The organism is Pseudoalteromonas distincta, assembly GCF_005877035.1.
In the GTDB taxonomy this organism is placed as follows: domain Bacteria; phylum Pseudomonadota; class Gammaproteobacteria; order Enterobacterales; family Alteromonadaceae; genus Pseudoalteromonas; species Pseudoalteromonas distincta.
Genome location: NZ_CP040558.1, coordinates 3,674,295 through 3,691,655, shown reverse-complemented (window position 1 = coordinate 3,691,655; position 17,361 = coordinate 3,674,295). Strand labels below are relative to the sequence as shown.

Genomic DNA, 17,361 nt, shown 5'->3' with positions numbered 1-17,361 from the left:
TCGGATTTTTAATTATTTAAATCAGCTTAATAACTCGGGTTATTAACTAAGATAAAACGCCTTTTTACAGGCTAGAATTACAATCCTAATTTCTTCTCAAGATAGTGGATGTTAGTACCACCATTTTGGAAGTTTTCATCTGCAAGAATTCTCTTATGCAAAGGAGTATTAGTTTTAATTCCGTCAATTACTAGCTCGTTAAGTGCATTGCGCGCGCGGGCAATAGCTACGTCACGGTTTTCACCGTAAGTGATTAACTTACCAATCATTGAATCGTAATGTGGTGGAACCGTATAGTCAGCGTAAATATGGCTGTCCCAACGAATACCTAAGCCACCAGCAGGATGGAAACGTGTAATTTTACCCGGTGAAGGGATAAACGTTTCAGGGTCTTCAGCATTAATACGACACTCAATAGCATGACCACGAATAACAACGTCGTCTTGCGTGAATGATAATGGTTGACCCGCAGCAATTTTTAACTGCTCTTTGATTAAATCAATACCAGTAACCATTTCAGTTACAGGGTGTTCAACCTGAATACGTGTATTCATTTCGATGAAGTAAAACTCGCCGTTTTCGTATAAAAACTCAAACGTACCTGCACCGCGGTAACCGATTTCGATACATGCACGTGTACAGCGTTCACCAATAAATTTACGTGTTTCTGCAGTAATACCTGGCGCTGGTGCTTCTTCAACTACTTTTTGGTGACGACGTTGCATAGAACAATCACGTTCACCTAAATGTACTGCATTACCTTGGCCATCTGCTAATACTTGAACTTCGATATGGCGTGGGTTTTCAAGGAATTTCTCCATGTAAACCATGCTATTACCAAAGAACTGCTTAGCTTCTTGCTGTGTTAATGCAATTGAATCAATAAGTTCAGATTCGCTACGAACAACACGCATACCACGACCACCACCGCCACCAGCGGCTTTGATGATTACCGGGTAACCGATTCGCTTGGCGATTTGCATGTTACGTTCTTTATCATCTGATACCGGACCATCAGACCCTGGTACACATGGAACGCCTGCTTTACGCATTGCTGAAATAGCAGAAACTTTATCACCCATAAGGCGAATAGTGTCACCTTTTGGACCAATAAATACAAAACCACTTTGCTCAACTTGGTCGGCAAAATCAGCGTTTTCTGCAAGGAAACCGTAACCTGGATGAATCGCTACAGCGTCAGTTATTTCAGCCGCAGCAATAATGCGCGGGATATCTAAATAACTTTCAGTTGCTGATGGTCTACCAATACAGATGGTTTCATCTGCAAGCAATACATGCTTAAGATCGCGATCCGCCGTTGAATGCACAGCAACCGTTTTGATCCCAAGCTCTTTGCAGGCGCGCAATATACGAAGTGCAATTTCACCTCGGTTTGCAATGACTACTTTATCTAACATTAGAGTTGGCCTTTTAGGTTACGCTATTATTCAATGATGAATAGAGGTTGATCAAATTCTATTGGCTCGCCATTTTCAGCTAAGATAGCTCTTACTGTACCGGCTTTATCTGACTCAATTTGGTTCATCATTTTCATAGCTTCGATAATACAAAGCGTATCGCCAACTTTAACTTGCTGACCAACTTCTACATACGCTGGAGCTTCAGGAGACGCTGCTGCATAGAAAGATCCAACCATTGGTGATTTAACTTGATGGCCAGTAGGTTCTGCTGGAGCTGCTGCTTCAACTGCTACAGGAGCTGCTGCAACTGGAGCAGGGGCTGCTGGCGCTGGTGCATATTGCTGTGGAGCAAATTGCGGGTAACCAGGGCCTGCGCTCATGTTGTTACGGTTAATACGTACTGATTCTTCACCTTCAGTGATTTCTAGCTCAGCAATACCTGATTCTTCTACTAATTCGATAAGCTTCTTTATCTTGCGAATATCCATTACACGACCCGCCTGTTTGTTTGTGTGTTAATTTAAAATTAAATCGAGTTTTTCAACCGGCTCACAGCGGCATTTAATGCTGCGTGGTAACCCATTGCACCTAATCCACATATCACGCCTTGTGCCACATCAGAAAAATACGAATGATGACGAAAGGCTTCACGTGCGTGCACATTACTTAAGTGCACTTCAAAAAACGGAATATCAACACTTAGCAATGCATCACGTAATGCAACGCTTGTATGCGTAAATGCAGCAGGGTTAATTATTATGTAATCAACCGCTTGCCAAGCACTGTGTATTCGCTCAATGAGGGCTTGCTCACTATTACTTTGAAAATGTGCTAACTCAACATCTAGACTATCAGCGGCATTGGTTAGTTCGCTCATAATTTCACTTAGCGTTTGAAAACCGTATTTATCCGGTTCACGTTTGCCAAGCATGTTCAAATTTGGACCATTTATAACTAAAAGGTTAAATTTTGCAGCCATAATACGCGATATATCCTATAAGTAATGAGTTAAGCGGTTGCTAAGTAGTTTTTCGCTTTTAAGTAAGCAGAAAAAAGTAATGTAGCAACAAATTCTCACGTTAACCAACTATTATAGTGATTTCGATGTAAATAGCAGCAAAATACTGGTCCAATCTCTATTTTGGGAACGAACAACTAGGAGGGAGTCGTAAGCCACTTGGTATATCCAAGTGGCTCTATTGCACTATTATTGTGCGCTGGCGCGCACTTTAGCAAGGTGTTTAGCAAAATCTTCTGCGTTTAAAAAGCCGGTTACACGTTGTGTAGTTAGTTCTTTACCTTGGGTGTTAAAAAACAAAATACTAGGTAAACCAAACACGGTGTACTCTTCCATTAGCTCAATTGTTTTATTGTCACTGTTAGTTAAATCAACTTGAATTAGCTGATAATGGCTAAATTCACTTTGCACTTTGGCATCTGGAAACGTGTAATGCTCAAACTCTTTACACGCCACACACCAGTCAGCATATAAGTCGACCATAACCATTCGACCTTCATTACTGGCTTGCGCTACGGCTTCTTTTAGCTCAGCTAAATCCGCCACCTTTTTAAACTCATTACTTTGCGAGCTTACTTGCACAGCTTGTGCTGGCCAAAAGTAGTTTTTAGTTAACGTAAACCCTGTCATAACTAATAGCGTTGCAGCAAACCACAATGCAGTTTTTAACTTGCTTTGTGTTTGGCTACTTTGCCAGTGATGTAGGTAAAGTGCTGTTGCTAATGCAAGCACACCTGCCATTAATAATATAATGTCGGCGCTGATTAGGCGCTCAAGTAATATAAGCGGCACAACAAGCATTACAAAGCCAAACAAAGTTTTAACTTGCTCCATCCAACCACCTGCTTTAGGAAGCAACTTACCGCCAGATGTACCAAGTAATAAAAGTGGTAACCCCATACCTAAACTAAGCACGTATAGCGTTAACCCACCTACTAAGTAATCACCACTTTGCGCAACAAATAAGAGCGCCGCCGACAGTGGCGCTGTAGTACACGGTGATGCAATTAGCCCCGACAGTACGCCCATTAAAAATACGCCAACGTAGTTGCCGCCTTTTTGATTGTTACTTACCTGAGTTAGCTTGCTCATCATACTGCTTGGCAATTTAATTTCGTACCAACCAAACATCGACATAGCCAATAATACAAATAGTAAACTAAAGCTAACTAATACAAATGGATGCTGTAAATACCCCTGCACTTGCCCACCAAGCGCCGCAACAACTAAGCCTAGTGCTGCATAGGTAACTGCCATGCCTTGTATATATACAAATGACAACGCAAACGCTTTTTTAGTTGAAAGGTTTTGCTGACCCGCAATTAAGCTCGACAAAATAGGAAACATTGGGAATACGCAAGGCGTGAAAGCAAGGCCTACACCAACAACAAAAAATATGAGTAAATTAGTTATTAAGCCCTGACTTGCTAATTGTTCAGTAAAAGTAAGGTCTTTTTCGGTATCATCCGAATTTGTTGTAGGTTCAGTAGTTGGCTCGTTGAGTGCTGCAAATGTACTTTGCGCTGTTGCCGCTTCATCGGTGGCGCTATTTTTATCTACATTTTTAACCTGTGCGCCACTAATAACACTAAGTGGGATGCTGATTACTTCTGGTGGATAGCAAAGCCCTGCTTTTGCACAGCCTTGGTAACGAACTTTAACCACAGCGCCTTCGGTTACATTACTTAGCTTACTAATAACACTCGCGGAATTAAAAAAAACCTCTGTTTTACCAAAAAATTCATCTTCAATAATTTCGCCACTGCCGGAGTCGCCTACTTGAATGTTTGCACCTTTGGCGATAATTTCTATTTTCTTTTTATATAAATAATAGTCTGGTGCTATATCCCAACCTACAAACAAGGTACTGCCTTGTTGGTCAAAATCAAAAACAAACGCTTGGTCTACAGGTAAAAAAGTCTGTTGCGGAGGCCCAAGTAGATCACCAAGCACATTATTAGTCGCAGCCTTTACGGGTACGGTTAATAATGTAACCAACAATAAAAAGAAAAAACGCATTAATTCAGTACCTCGTCCATCCAATTAAAATACGCCAAATTACCAGTTGAAACTTCTACAACCTGAATCTCCGGCACTTCGTAGCTATGTAGCTCTTTTATTGTTAAAAACACATCGTTCATTTTATCTGCTTTTGTTTTTATAAGTAGCTTGGCTTCAGTTGCTTCTGCTACTTCGCCCTCCCACATATAAATAGAGCCCATGTTAGGTAAAATATTTACACAAGCTGCTAGCTTTTTTTCTACCAACGCCCTTGCTAGGCTGCGTGCTTCTGCTTCGTCTTTGCAGGTCGTAAAAATCATTTTAAAATGCGTAGTCATTATGAACCTATACTTATTGGACAGTGTCTAGCTTCATAGTATCTGATAGCCGATACAATGTGTAGACGCTTGAATATCAGTAAAATGACTATACCTATGCCCTAACCTTGAAAAGAGACCTAGTCACCCTCATTTATATTTCATCAACTCTTTTGAGTGTCATTATTTAGAGAGCGCTATGTTTAGATTTTTATTTGTGTTGTTTATCATCATCCCTATTATCGAAATCGCCTTACTGATTCAAGTAAGCGATGTGATTGGCGGATTTGCAACAATTGCACTTGTTGTTATTACCGCGATTTTAGGTGCCAAAATGGTTAAAACACAAGGTATGGGTGCGCTGCAAAACGTACAAGCGCAAATGGCGCAAGGGCAAATGCCAGCCAAAGAATTATTTACCGGAATATGCGTTGTAATTGCAGGGGTATTATTACTTACCCCTGGCATTATGACCGACGTGTTTGGGTTACTATTATTAACGCCTGCAATTCGTAACAAACTGGCCGCAGGCCTTGCTAGCCAAGCAACGGTTAGAATGAGCGCAGGTAGGCAACAAGGGCCATCGCCGTTTGCTGGGCAGCAACATGCTGAACGAGAGCAAGGGCAAATGGAACGACCAACGACTATTGATGGCGAATATGAGCGAAAAGATTAAAAATTTATCATTTTTTCTCTTGGAATTTTACACTCTACCCCCATTAATGAATGCAAATTAGAAAAGCTTTTTTCTGTACTGTTCAGAAACTGTTAGGAGAACTAAAAAACATGAACATTCGTCCTTTACAAGATCGCGTAATCGTTAAACGTCTAGAAGAAGAAACAAAATCTGCTGGCGGTATTGTATTAACTGGCTCTGCAGCTGAAAAATCAACTCGCGGAGAAGTTGTAGCCGTAGGTAATGGTCGCGTTTTAGATAACGGTGACGTGAGAGCGTTAGAAGTTAAAGCCGGTGACACTGTGTTATTTGGCTCATATGTTGAAAAAGTTGAAAAGATCGAAGGTCAAGAGTACCTGATCATGCGTGAAGATAATATTTTAGGCATTGTAGGCTAAACCTACTTTTCGTTTATAAACATTTAAGAATTTAGAGGAATTTAAAACATGGCAGCAAAAGAAGTACTTTTTGCAGGTGACGCACGCGCTAAAATGCTAACTGGCGTAAACATCCTGGCAAACGCAGTAAAAGTTACATTAGGTCCTAAAGGCCGTAACGTTGTACTAGACAAATCATTTGGCTCTCCAGTTATCACTAAAGATGGTGTATCTGTAGCAAAAGAAATCGAACTTGAAGACAAGTTTGAAAACATGGGCGCACAAATGGTTAAAGAAGTTGCATCTAAAGCAAATGATGCAGCCGGCGATGGTACAACTACCGCTACAGTACTTGCACAGTCTATTGTTAATGAAGGCCTTAAAGCTGTTGCAGCAGGCATGAATCCAATGGATCTTAAGCGCGGCATCGATAAAGCAGTTATTGCTGCTGTTGCAGAGCTTAAAGCGTTATCTGTTCCTTGTTCTGATACTAAAGCAATTGCACAAGTAGGTACTATTTCAGCTAACTCTGATCAAGAGATTGGCGACATCATTGCACAAGCAATGGAAAAAGTAGGCCGCAACAGTGGTGTTATTACTGTAGAAGAAGGTCAATCACTTGAAAACGAACTAGATGTTGTTGAAGGCATGCAGTTTGACCGTGGTTACTTATCTCCTTACTTTATCAACAGCCCAGAAAAAGGCACTGTTGAGCTAGATAACCCATTTATTCTACTTGTAGATAAAAAAATATCTAACATCCGCGAATTATTACCAACATTAGAAGCGGTTGCTAAAGCAAGCAAACCACTACTAATCATTGCAGAAGACCTTGAAGGCGAAGCACTAGCTACATTAGTAGTTAATAACATGCGCGGTATTGTTAAAGTATCAGCTGTTAAAGCACCTGGCTTTGGCGATCGTCGTAAAGCAATGCTACAAGATATCGCTGTATTAACTGGCGGTACTGTTATTTCTGAAGAAATCGGCTTAGAGCTTGAAAAAGCAACAGTTGAAGACCTAGGTACAGCTAAACGCGTAATTATCACTAAAGATGATACAACTATCATTGACGGTGCTGGAGAAGAAGCGGGTATTACTGGTCGTGTTTCTCAAATTAAAGCACAAATTGAAGAAGCTACATCTGACTACGATAAAGAAAAACTTCAAGAGCGCATGGCTAAACTAGCTGGCGGTGTTGCAGTTATCAAAGTAGGTGCTGCTACTGAAATCGAAATGAAAGAGAAAAAAGACCGCGTTGAAGATGCATTAAATGCAACTCGTGCAGCGGTTGAAGAAGGCGTAGTACCTGGCGGCGGTGTTGCACTTGTACGTGCTGCTAGCAAGCTAGTTGATTTAGTTGGCGACAACGAAGATCAAAACCACGGTATTAAAGTTGCACTTCGTGCGATGGAAGCGCCACTTCGTCAAATCGTAACTAACGCAGGCGACGAAGCATCAGTTGTAATTAACGCAGTTAAAGGCGGCGATGGTAACTACGGTTACAACGCAGCAACGGGCGAATACAACGACATGATTGAAATGGGTATCCTAGATCCAACTAAAGTAACACGCTCTGCGCTACAGTTTGCTGGGTCTATTGCGGGTCTAATGATCACTACTGAAGCAATGGTAGCTGAAATCCCTAAAGACGAATCTGCTGGTGCACCTGATATGGGTGGCATGGGCGGAATGGGTGGTATGGGCGGAATGATGTAATCATCACAACCCATATTAACCATTGATTTATAAGGGTTTATCCACTCTGCGTAGAGACATATGTAGAGACATGGATAAACCCTTTTGTATACTTAGGTATACACCTGCCCTACTTTCCTATTCTACCTAGCAAATAAAACTACTTCTTCAGACCTTCTTTTAAATTATTTAGATTAGCTCACTACATATATTAAGCCATAGGGGGGAGTATTAGGGGTACTAAACCACCTTTGCGATTGCATCGACTCACTACGCTTAAAAAAAACGTGTTTTATATTTATCTGTTTTTTTATAAATGTAGAGCAAGTATGATAAGTGCGTTAAGCTTAGCTATAAAAGTCATATTCATATTGGAGCTATGGTGTATAACAAAAAGGAAGTTAAAGAAATCATATGGAAAAAATGGCTATTCCCAGACTTTTCTAACAAACTCACTTGGTTCATTGGGGGTACTGGAGCAGCAATCATTTTAACCCCAACCCCTTTTAAACACCTATTTTACAATTGGCTGGTAGATACCTTTAATTTAAACTCTGGTATTCCTTATACCCTATCAGATTTGCAAAACAGTACAGCTGATTATTCTTTAGGGTTTGGTTTAATCTTTTTAGCCCTACTACACAATATTGCTTATCGAGTCCTCATATATATGACTGAGCAACTATCTCAAAATAAGAAACAGGCTCAAATAGATGTAGATAAAAAATTATTTATAGAATTCGCTGCTTTATTACCTGCAGATGGCCTTGATGTATGCACATTAAAAGACCATGACTTTGGTAATGCTCATTATAGAGGTAGTTTTGATTCTTTAGAGAAGTTTGTTAATACGTGGGACAACGCTCAAAAATCCTTCTTAGATGAAGAGCTTGAGTCTAAAAGAAGTCATTTTTTAGGTAAGGTAAAGCATTTTATTTATACCCTCGCTGTTAAGTCTTATCCTATTGGTAATGGCGATGTGTTCTCTTGTATTCCAGATAGATACAGAGGTTCATACGACTGGCCAGATAATGTTAGTGAGCAAATTAGTGAGCTAAATGACTTAGCAACAGAACTATTTGAGCTACATAGAGAGTTCATACTTTCGACTAGACTTCGCTTAGCATGTTGATTTAACTTACCTGTAAACCTGTTGTGTACACCAAGGAAACCACACTGTACACATGTGTACATTAGGCTCTATTTCCTTATAAAGACTATGTGCGGTCTTCCTTTGATGGCTATTCAACGACATCTAAAAGGCGTCATATGAGCTATCAGGTATTGATACGCCATCCCAATTATCAGGCGCTTCGTCACTCTCTAACGTTCCTGCTTGCTCAAGCCATTTATCCCTTCTGGTAATAGAAATCCCAAGGGTAGAGCCTCTAGCAGTTTTACGTAGGGCTTCCCTAAAGTTATCTTCACCTACAGATTCTATTAGACTATCTATCTTGGTATATGCCTCTTCTATTAGATAATGTCTGTATTCTTCATTATCCATATCCTTAGGGGTGTAGCTTTTTCCTGAGACAATATCAGAGAGCCTTCTAATCTTTGGAAACCCTCTTGCATCCCAAGTGGAGCTTTTAGCTGCTTCTGTATATCTATTCTCGAGGTTTTTTTGTAGCTGACGGGTAAAACTATCAAGAGAGCTATAATCTTCCAGCTCACCTTGAATAGCTTCTGCACAAGCTCTAAGGGCTCTCATTACATGGTTTGCTTGTCCTCGACTGCAGCCAATAAGCTTTGTAAGCTCACTAACACTGTAATCATATTTTCCAGCTATTACTAATGATCTAAACTTAGACTGATTGACTTCGTCCTTAGTAACCCCAACACCATGCCCTTGGTTAACTTCTTGAGCCGCAAGAAAAGCCTCCGTGTATGTTCTGTTTCTAATTAGCCTAGCTTTTACCCTAAAATCATCACATTTAGCTTTGTCCATGTACTCTAAGGATGCACTAATACGATGAAAACCATCTATAACAAGCTTCTTTCCAGAAACCTCAAACACAGTTATTGGTTGCTTTATTCCTACTCCATTGTGAAGGTCGTCTAAGATTTCTTTTGATTGGCTCTCTTGCTTAAGCTCTTGAGCGCGTCTTGTGTTCTTATCTCTAATTAAATTAGTGTCTCGCCCTTGCATAGCAGGGTCTAAAATCACTTCTCTTGGGTTAATGTCTATAAAACCACTATCAGACATGTATTGGTTCATTAAGGCTTCTCTGTCGCTTCTAGAGCTCTTTGTACTGTGGAAAGGGAAACACCAACCTCTTTAGCTATTTTACGCAAAGATATACCCTGAGAGCGTAATAGCCTGATTTGCTGGTGGTTAGTCTTATTGGTAGGACGGCCACGGTATTTACCAGCAGCCTTGGCTTTTTCGATGCCTTCCTGCCTTCTCTCTTGAATCATAGATAACTCGAATTGAGCAACTGCCCCCAACATACTCAGCATTAACTCAGACATTGGGTCAGAGCCACCAGCTTTAAAACAGAGGCCTTCCTTATGAAACTTCACTTTGACCCCTCTACCATTCCAATCAGTAACAATCTGCTTCAAGTCTAAGAGGTTACGTGCAAGTCTATCAATGCTATGGATATGTACAGTGTCACCTTCCCTGATGTATTCCTTTAGCTCATTTAAGGCTGGTCGTTGAGCAGAGCCGCCACTACATTTATCAACAAACTTCTTTGTAAAACTGATCTCTACGTCAGCAAGTTGTCGTTCCGTGTTTTGGTCTGTAGAAGAGACCCTCATATAAGCTATGTGTGCCAAATCCTGTACTCGTTTAATTCTAAGAGGCGGGAAATAATAATGTGGTCTTAATTTAAAGTAAACCCTAACAGGTACTGTTTGATCACGTTATGACCATACCTGTTTAGGTATAGGCAAATGAATACAAATCAACTTTTAGATCTTGGACGGATCTCAAGAGCTTCTTCATAACTCCAACCTAATTTTAATCTTGCGCTGACTCTTTTGAAGCATACACCATTTGCCTCAGCAGCTTTGCTCATTGAAGAGTATTTTACTTTGTTACCGTTTATTTCAACGTCAATTACTTTAGTAGCATGTTTATTTATGGGAGGTGTCTCCAAACCTAAAGATTGCTCTAGAGTCCACCCTCTTGAGAGCCTTTTTCTAATAGTTTCCCACCTATCAAATCCATGAAATGCAGCAGCTTCAGCTTTAGACTTAAACCTTCGAATTTTACCATTTATCTCTAATTGAAATGAATGCATTGGATGCACCCATTTGGGTGGTTCTACCAAACCTACAGCTTGCTCAGGTGTCCAGTTCAGCTTAACTAGCCGTTGTAGAACTCTTGCAGTGGGAAGGTTATAACTACTTGCTAATTCACCAACAGAATTAAAGGTAAGCATATTTCCTGAATCTTTGATTGTAAATTTTCTTCCAGCAAATTTGTGTGTTTCTGGAGGTGGTGCAAGCTCAAAGGCTTGCTCTAGTGTCCATCCATAGCGAAGCCTGTCAGCAACAAGTGTATACTTAAAACCGTAAGCCCTAGCAGCCTCACTTACAGATGGGAAAGTTAAGTTTTCTAAGGCTACAGAACGGCCTTTGCTAAAACCACTACCTCCACGATTAAGATTATATCCGTCAGGGTACTTTGTTTTTAATTCCTTAATCCAATACCTCTCTAGTTTATTCAATTCATTGATTGAGTCAGCATGATCTATAATTGTAATATCAAAGGCATCAGCTCCATATCTCAAAATAGCTGCAGAGAGAGTGTGCTTGCTTTTGGTTTTTCCTTTTAAAGCTAAACCTACGTGACTTTTCCACCTTTTAGTAACTGGCGACATAGTCTGCCCTACGTAATACTTGCTATTGATGCTGTTTTTTATCAAATAAATGTAGCCATAGCATTTTTTGGTATGTGCTGGTGGTGTTGCTAACTCTAGAGCTTGCTCTATTGACCATCCTCTACTATTTAATCTATTGAAAACAAGGAACTCGTTTAGTCCTTGAGATTTAGCAGCCTCTGTTATAGATAAAAAGTGATAGTCAACTCCATTAATTGAGAATTTAACTTCTTTCCTATTATGAGCAATACGTTTTGAATCCCGATCAATAATTCCTAATGCTTCTTCAGGAGTCCAGTTAAAGTTAGTCAACCTAGCTCTAACTAATTTGGGCTCTATCCCGTATTCGTCAGCGGCCTCCTTAATGGTTGAATAGCTTTTTAATTTACCATTAACCTTTACAGAGATAGATTGGCGTCTATTAGGCTCTAACTTGCGTCTTGGAACTAACTCAAAGGCCTCTTCAGTAGACCAACCGCTTCTTAAACGACCTGCTATTAGTTTGGGGTTAAGATAGTACTGTTCAGATGCTTCAGAGATACTAGAATAAGCAATCCCATCTACCTCAATCCCTTGCTTTGCCATTTTGAAAACTCCTTGATTACAGCCAGTCTCTTTTTATGATTTTTGCCGCTTGCTCAGCATGTTGACATAATACCTTTAACTCTTCACCCTTAGCATAATAGCCATACGTCATTGTTTTACCACCTTTATGGCCTACAGCAAATGCGGCGCTGCTTTCGTCTATACCAGCCCTTTGATAGGCCGTACTCATATGCACCCTGAACGAATGAAATGTTCGACTCTTGTCTTTAGTCACCTTGGCTGATTTAAAGTTACTAAAAACTCTAGAGGCTTGTTTACCATCCATTCCAATGATGCTTTGACCTACTTCAGAGACCTCTAAACGCCTCTTTACGATGTCATGAACCCTCTTAGGAAGTGGAACAGTTCTAGTCGCTGCGGTCGTCTTACCCTTTCTTATATATAAAGCCATTAGCTCACCCTCGATATACACATCATCTTTAGTTACAGCACATATTTCAGATATGCGACATCCAGTGAATAAACCTAAATAAACGAGAGCTTTGATACCTTCATTTTCTGAGTCAGCCCAGCTAATTATTTCGCGAATTTCCTCACGACTAAATAGCTGCTTCTTTTCTACAATCTTGTCTTCTTCATAATGAGTAAGTATGTGAGAGTCGAAAGGGTTCTCGCGTTTATCAATTTCTGCAATTCTCCAAGCATGCTCGTAGATACTTTTCAATCTACTCAAATGACCCTTAACTGTGCTTACTGCTACCTCCTGAATGAGTTCGTCTATAAAACTAATCACCTGCTTTCTTTCAATACCCATTAGTGGCATATCATGTACGTTTAGGTGCCTCAAGAAACGACTAGCAGTAGACTTCATTTTGACTATAGTATCTTGGTTTCTCTGTTTGTTTTTACGCAGCCAATCATTAAGAGCTTCTCTCATGGAATAGGTATATTTTACAGGTATTATCCCAGTCTTAACTGCTTTAGCTGCTTCTTGTCGTACCTCTGGGTGTTCTTCTGTTCCAACCAAAATAGAGTCTTCAAGCTGATAATATGCCTCGTATTTATCACCCCTAGCATCACGCTTTGCTTGCTCTAAGCTATTATAAAAGCTCATAAAGGTACTGCGCCCACCATCAATAGCTTGTTCCTTCTGTACAGCTAACTGCCCCAACAAACTGTCTCTACGTAACCTAGCAGTCTTAATGCAGCTCGTTTGAAGTGACTTTACGTAAATATCTTTACCGTCATATAAGTGCCTAACTTCCTTAGGTATTCTTATTTGAAACATCCAGACATCACGATTCTTACGTTTTTTAAGGTATTTGTTATTACTAGCTTCTGCCATTGTTGAATATGCCCAAAAGTGGAGACCAATGTAGAGACAAATAATACCACAACCCTTTATTTACAGTACACACAGAGGTTCAATGCAGATTTAGAAGGCATGATGTGATAAACATCACCGTTTAAGCCCTTGTTTATATAAAAAACCAGCTTCGGCTGGTTTTTTGCTTTTTAGTATAAAAATCATTGATATTGTTTAATTTATACCCATACCTAAGTTACGTATAACTAAGATTTATATTAAATGGATTTATTAAATAATAACGAAATATTCATCTTCTTTGTTTTTGTTGCTCTTGTGACTGGGTTATTTTCATTCGTAGTTTGGGCTATGCTGAAAATGGTAACGTGGGGTAAAAGTATGTCTAAGGGGGCTTATTTATTTTTAGCATTCTTTCCGCTTATTTCTATTATTCCTATCCCACCGCCTACATACGAAAATGTACAAAAAGCAAAACAAGAACAAAGAAAACGCAAAGAAGACTCAGGTGATCCACCCGATGATGAAGATGATGAAGACGAACTCGTAAGTTAATACATATTACATACTGCGGGCATATACCCTGCGTAGTAGCTAACTAATATGATAAAAAGCACATTTATTTAATAGTACGGAGTAAACCAAACATGACTAACGCTCAACAGCATATCGGCAGCATTGCATTAGTTGTTAAAGACTACGACGAGGCAATTGAGTTTTATACTCAAAAGCTTAATTTTGAGTTAGTCGAAGATACTGATTTAGGTGATGGTAAACGCTGGGTGTTAATTTCACCTCCAAATTCAAACAGGGCTAATTCGAGCAGGACTAATCTACTACTTGCTAAAGCCACAACACCCGAACAGATCAGTGCTATTGGTAATCAAACGGGTGGTCGCGTGTTTTTATTTTTGCATACTAATGATTTCTGGCGAGATTATAATTTAATGCTTTCTAAAGGCGTTACATTTAACGAAGAGCCTAGAGTAGAACCCTATGGCACCGTAGTGGTTTTTGAAGACCTATATGGTACAAAATGGGATTTACTGCAGCCTAATAATTAGTTATGTAAAGTGACGCTTTAACTCACGTCACTTTATTAACTAACTCTCTTACAATTGGGAATAGATCACTGGGTAGCATTCCCCTTTGCCCATCTCGCTCACTTGCGATATCACCGGCTTTAGCGTGCAGTGTTACGCCATAGCGTGCTGCTTCATCAATATTTAAACCTTGAGCAAGTAATGCCCCAATAATACCAGTGAGTACATCGCCACTGCCGCCAACGGCCAGTGCTGGGTTGCCATCTTCACACACCCACGTGTGCTGGGCATTAGCTATTAATGTTCCTGCGCCTTTTAATACACAAGTCGCGTTATAGCGCTTGGCGCAAAGGCGGGCATAATTAAAGCGGTCTGATTCTATGTCGCTGGTACTAACACTTAGCAGTCGCGAAGCTTCGCCTGGATGTGGCGTAAGTACGCATTGCTCTAACATATACGATGAAGCTTGCTTAGCCAGTAAATTAAGGGCGTCTGCATCTATAACCAATGGCATTTTATTGTTTTGGCAATATTGCATTACTTCATCGAATGTTTGTTGCGCCCACTCGTTTTGCCCAAGCCCTGGTCCAATAACAACACAGCTTGCCCACTCTAGCGCTTGATGTAAGTTATTACTGCTTACCATAAGTTCTGGTCTGCCAATGCTAATAGGCGCTATTGAGCTTTCGTGTGTATACACTCTTACCATGCCAGCACCCGTTCTAAGAGCTGCTTCACTACTTAACCTAATTGCACCTGCAGTACCTTGATTGCCACCAACACATAAAAGCTTGCCATGGCTGCCTTTGTGACTATTGATTGCCCGCGTGGCAATTCCTTTAAAGCTATTAATATTTATCAAGGTACCTGATGATTGAGCTATACAAGTAAACGCATCGCCAATTGCTAAATCATCAAAAACTAACTGACCGCTATATTGTTTACCTGCCGTCGTTGTGAGCCCTTGCTTTATACCTACAAAAGTAACGGTTGAAGTAGCTTGTACTGCGCACCCTAAAGGCTGTCCTGTATTTGCTTCAATACCTGATGGAATATCGATGCTTATTACGGGCTTACCACTGTTATTTACAGCGTTAATTATATTCGCAAAATTATCGCGTACGGCGCTATTAAGCCCAGTACCAAGGAGCGCATCAATAACGATATCGCACTCATTAAGAGCATCTTTTGTAAAATGAGAAACCACCCCACCCGCTTCTATCCATAGCTGCTGCGCTTTTGCAGCATCACCGTTTAATGTCTTATCAGGTTCAGCAGCGCATACTGTTACCTTTTTACCTGATTGCATAATAAGCCTAGCTACAACGTAACCGTCTCCAGCGTTGTTACCATGGCCCACAATGACTAATGTATGCTGTGCATCAAATAACTGCCATTGCTTATATACAGCCTCTCCTGCCCGCTGCATTAAGTTAAATAAATCGCAATGACTATTTTTAGCCGCTAAAGCTTCATTATCTCTTACTTGTTGTGCGGTAAATAAGGTTTTATTAAGCATAAAGGCTCCTTTAATAGGTGATACTTCACCTTATCAAATACTTATATCTAGCGGCTAGTTCTGTAGGCAATTTTAAATTGCAATTTTATTTAAAGTCTAACACTCCCACTTCAATTTGGGCATGGCTCACTTGAGCACGTCTAACTTGAGCAAGGTGAGCTAATTAAAGTACAATGCAGTTAATTAAAGGCTTGGTTTACTTGTAATCCAAGCCTGTTTATTTTTAGGTAGAGAAAAGCATGGCACAAACTCGCGGTAACTTATTTATTTTATCAGCCCCTTCAGGTGCTGGTAAATCAAGCTTAATCAATGCGTTATTAAAAAAGCACGCTGATATGAAAGTATCTGTATCACATACAACTCGCGCCCCTCGCCCAGGCGAAGAAAATGGTGTGCATTATCACTTTGCATCTACAGATGAGTTTAAAGCGCTTATTGCCAAAGATGACTTTTTTGAATGGGCCCAAGTGTTTGACAATTACTACGGCACATCAAAGCAGGCTATTGAGTCGCAACTTGATGCGGGTATTGATGTGTTTTTAGATATTGATTGGCAAGGCGCGCAACAAGTGCGCGAAATAATGCCAAGCGTAAAAACTATTTTTATACTACCTCCTTCAAAAGAAGAGTTAGAGCAACGCTTAAATAATCGTGGCCAAGATTCGGCTGAGGTTATTGCCTCTCGTATGGCAAAAGCACAATCTGAAACATCACATTATAACGAATACGACTATGTAATTGTTAATGATGACTTTGAGACTGCGCTTGGCGACATAGAAGTGATTGTAATGGCTCAGCGCTTAACCCTAAAAGCGCAAGAAGAACGCCATCAAGTTTTACTAAATAGCCTGCTTAAATAATTTAAGTCTATTTAAATCAGGCTTAGACAAGTAAAACTGATAAAAATTGAACACTGGCTATTGGCGAAAGTGGCTGCTTGCAGTAAACTACGTCTTTGATTTAAATTATTTTTGGAGTGCTGTGATGGCCCGCGTAACAGTTGAAGATGCAGTAGATGCAGTTGGTAATCGTTTTGACTTAATTTTAGTTGCGGCTCGTCGTGCCCGCCAAATTGCTGTTGGTGGTAAAACTCCACTAGTAGACCCTGAAAACGATAAGCCAACGGTAGTTGCTTTACGTGAAATTGAACTAGGTTTAGTTGATAGCTCTTCAATGGACTTAATTGACCGTGAAGAACAACAACACCAAGAAGCAGCTGAATTAGCTGCTGTTGCCGCTATTGTTGGTGGCAACCAATAATCGACCTCCCGGTCTGATTTAGCCAACGGCGCAGTATTTCTACTATAGCCGTTGGCAATCCTCTCTTTTCATCGTATATTCGTAGCTTACCTAATTTGCTTCACTAGGGCTGTTTATCTTTCGAGGTTAAATTTGCAGTAGTATGTTTGGTATTTAGGCAAGGCAGAGCCTATGTAGTGTGGTTATTCCCCATAAATAGGCGATAACGCAGCATAAATGCAAAATATGCGCTGCCTAAAGGGTTCTGCCTAGGGGCACTTTACTCTTTGTTGCTCGATTTTTGCTTAGCCCGCTAGGCTAAAAACCTCGCGCCGCGATTAAATCGCCCCTA

The 17,361-nt window shown here is 40.3% G+C and carries 18 protein-coding genes; 8 read left to right on the top strand and 10 right to left on the bottom strand.

Annotation, left to right across the window (positions count from 1 at the left end; translation table 11 throughout):
* Window positions 1–77: 77 nt before the first annotated feature.
* From accC to cutA, 5 genes are all read right to left on the bottom strand, one after another.
* Window positions 78–1,418, bottom strand: coding sequence for an acetyl-CoA carboxylase biotin carboxylase subunit (gene accC, locus FFU37_RS16565; protein ID WP_002958843.1), 1,341 nt, complete (start codon window positions 1,416–1,418; stop codon window positions 78–80).
* Between the two features lie 26 nt (window positions 1,419–1,444).
* Window positions 1,445–1,909 (bottom strand): acetyl-CoA carboxylase biotin carboxyl carrier protein, encoded by a 465-nt coding sequence (gene accB, locus FFU37_RS16560; protein WP_002958842.1) that lies wholly within the window; start codon window positions 1,907–1,909, stop codon window positions 1,445–1,447.
* Between the two features lie 38 nt (window positions 1,910–1,947).
* On the bottom strand, window positions 1,948–2,400 hold the full coding sequence (aroQ, locus tag FFU37_RS16555; protein ID WP_138489970.1) for a type II 3-dehydroquinate dehydratase: 453 nt from the start codon (window positions 2,398–2,400) through the stop codon (window positions 1,948–1,950).
* 228 nt (window positions 2,401–2,628) lie between these two features.
* The gene (locus tag FFU37_RS16550) at window positions 2,629–4,458 is read right to left on the bottom strand and encodes a protein-disulfide reductase DsbD (RefSeq protein ID WP_138489969.1); all 1,830 of its coding nucleotides are present in this window, start codon (window positions 4,456–4,458) and stop codon (window positions 2,629–2,631) included.
* Window positions 4,458–4,778, bottom strand: coding sequence for a divalent-cation tolerance protein CutA (gene cutA, locus FFU37_RS16545; RefSeq protein WP_002958839.1), 321 nt, complete (start codon window positions 4,776–4,778; stop codon window positions 4,458–4,460). The genes FFU37_RS16550 and cutA overlap by 1 nt, the downstream gene beginning before the upstream one ends.
* Before the next feature lie 178 nt (window positions 4,779–4,956).
* On the opposite strand from cutA, the gene FFU37_RS16540 reads away from it, so the two are divergent.
* The 4 genes from FFU37_RS16540 (at window position 4,957) to FFU37_RS16525 (ending at window position 8,640) form a co-directional block, all read left to right on the top strand.
* Complete coding sequence (locus tag FFU37_RS16540; RefSeq protein ID WP_002958838.1) at window positions 4,957–5,433, top strand: FxsA family protein; 477 nt, start codon at window positions 4,957–4,959, stop codon at window positions 5,431–5,433.
* A gap of 110 nt (window positions 5,434–5,543) precedes the next feature.
* Window positions 5,544–5,831, top strand: coding sequence for a co-chaperone GroES (locus tag FFU37_RS16535; protein WP_002958836.1), 288 nt, complete (start codon window positions 5,544–5,546; stop codon window positions 5,829–5,831).
* Between the two features lie 48 nt (window positions 5,832–5,879).
* Window positions 5,880–7,529 carry a chaperonin GroEL gene (gene groL / locus FFU37_RS16530; protein ID WP_138489968.1) on the top strand — a complete coding sequence of 550 codons (1,650 nt, stop codon included), beginning with the start codon at window positions 5,880–5,882 and terminating at the stop codon, window positions 7,527–7,529.
* A 358-nt stretch (window positions 7,530–7,887) separates the two neighbouring features.
* Window positions 7,888–8,640, top strand: coding sequence for a hypothetical protein (locus FFU37_RS16525; protein WP_175413912.1), 753 nt, complete (start codon window positions 7,888–7,890; stop codon window positions 8,638–8,640).
* Between the two features lie 123 nt (window positions 8,641–8,763).
* Here FFU37_RS16525 and FFU37_RS16520 read toward each other — a convergent pair whose 3' ends face one another.
* From FFU37_RS16520 to FFU37_RS16505, 4 genes are all read right to left on the bottom strand, one after another.
* Complete coding sequence (locus tag FFU37_RS16520) at window positions 8,764–9,726, bottom strand: ParB N-terminal domain-containing protein (protein WP_138489967.1); 963 nt, start codon at window positions 9,724–9,726, stop codon at window positions 8,764–8,766.
* Complete coding sequence (locus FFU37_RS16515) at window positions 9,726–10,289, bottom strand: recombinase family protein (protein ID WP_138489966.1); 564 nt, start codon at window positions 10,287–10,289, stop codon at window positions 9,726–9,728. The genes FFU37_RS16520 and FFU37_RS16515 overlap by 1 nt, the downstream gene beginning before the upstream one ends.
* A gap of 128 nt (window positions 10,290–10,417) precedes the next feature.
* Window positions 10,418–11,923 carry a GIY-YIG nuclease family protein gene (locus tag FFU37_RS16510; RefSeq protein ID WP_138489965.1) on the bottom strand — a complete coding sequence of 502 codons (1,506 nt, stop codon included), beginning with the start codon at window positions 11,921–11,923 and terminating at the stop codon, window positions 10,418–10,420.
* Between the two features lie 16 nt (window positions 11,924–11,939).
* Window positions 11,940–13,229 carry a tyrosine-type recombinase/integrase gene (locus tag FFU37_RS16505; RefSeq protein ID WP_138489964.1) on the bottom strand — a complete coding sequence of 430 codons (1,290 nt, stop codon included), beginning with the start codon at window positions 13,227–13,229 and terminating at the stop codon, window positions 11,940–11,942.
* Window positions 13,230–13,559: 330 nt separating this feature from the next.
* Between FFU37_RS16505 and FFU37_RS16500 the strand changes: the two genes are divergently transcribed.
* The gene (locus FFU37_RS16500) at window positions 13,560–13,763 is read left to right on the top strand and encodes a hypothetical protein (RefSeq protein WP_175413879.1); all 204 of its coding nucleotides are present in this window, start codon (window positions 13,560–13,562) and stop codon (window positions 13,761–13,763) included.
* A 92-nt stretch (window positions 13,764–13,855) separates the two neighbouring features.
* Entirely contained in the window at window positions 13,856–14,272 is a 417-nt protein-coding gene (locus FFU37_RS16495) for a VOC family protein (protein WP_138489963.1), read from the top strand.
* 22 nt (window positions 14,273–14,294) lie between these two features.
* Here FFU37_RS16495 and FFU37_RS16490 read toward each other — a convergent pair whose 3' ends face one another.
* On the bottom strand, window positions 14,295–15,770 hold the full coding sequence (locus tag FFU37_RS16490) for an NAD(P)H-hydrate dehydratase (RefSeq protein ID WP_138489962.1): 1,476 nt from the start codon (window positions 15,768–15,770) through the stop codon (window positions 14,295–14,297).
* 239 nt (window positions 15,771–16,009) lie between these two features.
* On the opposite strand from FFU37_RS16490, the gene gmk reads away from it, so the two are divergent.
* Together gmk and rpoZ are read left to right on the top strand one after the other, a co-directional pair.
* Complete coding sequence (gene gmk / locus FFU37_RS16485) at window positions 16,010–16,630, top strand: guanylate kinase (protein ID WP_138489961.1); 621 nt, start codon at window positions 16,010–16,012, stop codon at window positions 16,628–16,630.
* A gap of 124 nt (window positions 16,631–16,754) precedes the next feature.
* The gene (gene rpoZ, locus FFU37_RS16480) at window positions 16,755–17,030 is read left to right on the top strand and encodes a DNA-directed RNA polymerase subunit omega (RefSeq protein WP_002958829.1); all 276 of its coding nucleotides are present in this window, start codon (window positions 16,755–16,757) and stop codon (window positions 17,028–17,030) included.
* The last annotated feature ends 331 nt before the right edge of the window (window positions 17,031–17,361 follow it).